Annotated in this window: 3 protein-coding genes; all 3 read left to right on the top strand. The window is 64.0% G+C overall.

The annotated features are described in order from the left end of the window. A partial coding sequence (locus EOD07_RS31805; protein ID WP_127238086.1) for a ubiquinol-cytochrome C chaperone family protein occupies positions 1 to 385 on the top strand: 385 nt, incomplete at its 5' end. An 11-nt stretch (positions 386 to 396) separates the two neighbouring features. Beyond that, the gene (locus EOD07_RS31800; protein WP_040983476.1) at positions 397 to 945 is read left to right on the top strand and encodes a YceD family protein; all 549 of its coding nucleotides are present in this window, start codon (positions 397 to 399) and stop codon (positions 943 to 945) included. A 130-nt stretch (positions 946 to 1,075) separates the two neighbouring features. Then, a complete protein-coding gene (gene plsX / locus EOD07_RS31795; protein ID WP_073989601.1) occupies positions 1,076 to 2,146 on the top strand; it encodes a phosphate acyltransferase PlsX in 1,071 nt (356 codons plus the stop codon). The last annotated feature ends 15 nt before the right edge of the window (positions 2,147 to 2,161 follow it).

The raw sequence follows: 2,161 nt of genomic DNA, 5'->3' as shown, positions 1-2,161 counted from the left end.
CATGTATCTCGTCCAGCACCGGCTGCATGGCGAGCAAGGTGTGGCCGCCGAGGTCGCGCAAGTGCTGATCGACGAGTTCTTTCTCGATGTCGAGCATTCGCTGCGCGAGCTTGGCATCAGCGATGTCGGTGTGCCCAAACGCATGAAAAAGCTGGCAAAGATGTTTTACGGCCGCACGGCCGCTTATGACGACGCGCTCAGGCAGGACGATCGGGTGGCGCTTGCGGCGGCGCTCACCCGCAACGTCAGGCCGGACGCCGGTTCCTGGCCACAGGCGCCGCTGCTGGCGGATTATGTCTGCGAGGCTTGCCAAAAGCTTGCCGCGCAGCCGACCGAATCGATCGTCGCCGGCACCGCCACGTTCCCGGCCGCGGGCGGCGTGTGAAGGAGGCCGTGATGAAAGACGCCGAATTGCGCAGCCCTGTGTCCTTTGTCGCTAATGTCGCGCGGCTGCCGCAAAAGGGCCTGCCTGTCGTTATCGAGGCCGATGAGCGCCAGCGTGAGGCGCTCGCCGCCGAATATGACCTGCTTTCGGTCGAAAGCTATCGCGCCGAACTGCTCGTGGCCTCCTGGAAGCGCAATGGCGTCAAGGTCACCGGCCGCGTCGAGGCCGACATCACGCAAGCCTGCATCGTCACCCTGGATCCGATCGCTGCGCATATCGACGAGTCTGTCGAGGCGCTGTTTTTGCCCGAGCAGTCGAAGCTTGGGCGCGAAGGTTTCGAGGGCGGAGGCGAAATCATCCTCGACGCCGACGGGCCGGACAGTCCGGAGACATTTTCCGGCGACACCATCGACGTCGGCGCGTTGGCCGAACAGTTTTTCGGCCTGGCGATCGACCCCTATCCGCGCAAGCCTGGAGCCTCGCTCGACGTCGCCGGCGACGATCAGCCCGAGGAAAGCGAATTCCAGAAAAAGCTGCGTTCGCTGCTTGGAAAATCCTGAGAGTGGTCCGGATTTTGGAAAAGTTGGTTGTGCGCAGGCGCAAAACCGCTATTTTCGCCGAACCTTCGCGAGCCCCCTTACCTCGGCAGGCGTCCGCCGCAAGCCAGGCAAACCGTGAGAAAAACACTACGTGATCAGGATTTCCATCGATGCCATGGGCGGCGATCACGGACCGAGCGTGGTCATCCCGGCGCTGATGACCGTCGCCATCCGTCGTCCTGACATCCGCTTCGTCATCTACGGCCGCGAGGACGCGGTGCGTCCCGAACTCGCCAAGTTCCCGAAACTCGGCGAGGTGAGCGAGTTCGTTCATTGCGAGGTCGCCGTGCGCATGGACGACAAGCCGAGCCAGGCTCTGCGCCACGGCCGCTGGAAGTCGTCGATGTGGAAGGCCGTCGAGGCGGTCAAGAGCGGCGGCGCGCAGGCCTGCATCTCGGCCGGCAATACCGGCGCGCTGATGGCGATGTCGAAATTCTGCCTGCGCACCATGGCCACGATCGAGCGCCCGGCGATCGCGGCGCTCTGGCCGACGACGCGCGGTGAAAGCGTGGTGCTCGATGTCGGCGCCACCATCGGTGCCGATGCGCATCAGCTTATCGATTTCGCCATTCTGGGCACCGGCATGGCGCGTTCGGTGTTCGGTGTCGAGCGGCCGAGCGTCGGCCTGCTCAATGTCGGCGTCGAGGAGATCAAGGGCCAGGAAGAGGTCAAGGAAGCCGGCCGCATGCTGCGCGAGGCCAATCTGGCCTCGATGAATTATCGCGGCTTCGTCGAGGGCGACGATATCGGCAAGGGCACGGTCGACGTGGTGGTCACCGAGGGCTTTGCCGGCAACATCGCGCTCAAGACGGCGGAAGGCACGGCAAGGCAGATCGCCGGCTATCTGCGCGCCGCCATGAGCCGCACGCTCATGGCCAAGATCGGCTACGTCTTCGCCAAGGGCGCCTTCGACAGGCTGCGCGAGAAGATGGATGTCGGTCGCTCCAATGGCGGCGTCTTCCTGGGCTTGAACGGCATCGTGGTGAAGAGCCATGGCGGCGCCGATTCGGATGGCTTTGCGGCCGCCATCGAGCTCGGCTACGACATGGTGCGCAACAATCTGCTTGACCGGATCGAGGCCGACCTCGATCTGTTCCATGCGCGCAACCCGACTGCGCAGGCAAACAGGAAATCCGGTGTCGCCGCCGACGCCGAGGAATAGGAACGAGCCTTGATC

Source organism: Mesorhizobium sp. M2C.T.Ca.TU.002.02.1.1, from assembly GCF_003997225.1.
Note: the sequence above shows the minus strand (reverse complement) of the source record. Positions and strands in the feature narration are given on the sequence as shown.

Coding starts and splice junctions, on each gene's coding strand:
- EOD07_RS31800 (WP_040983476.1), top strand. CDS start 397: ATGAAAGACGCCGAATTGCGCAGCCCTGTGTCCTTTGTCGCTAATGTC.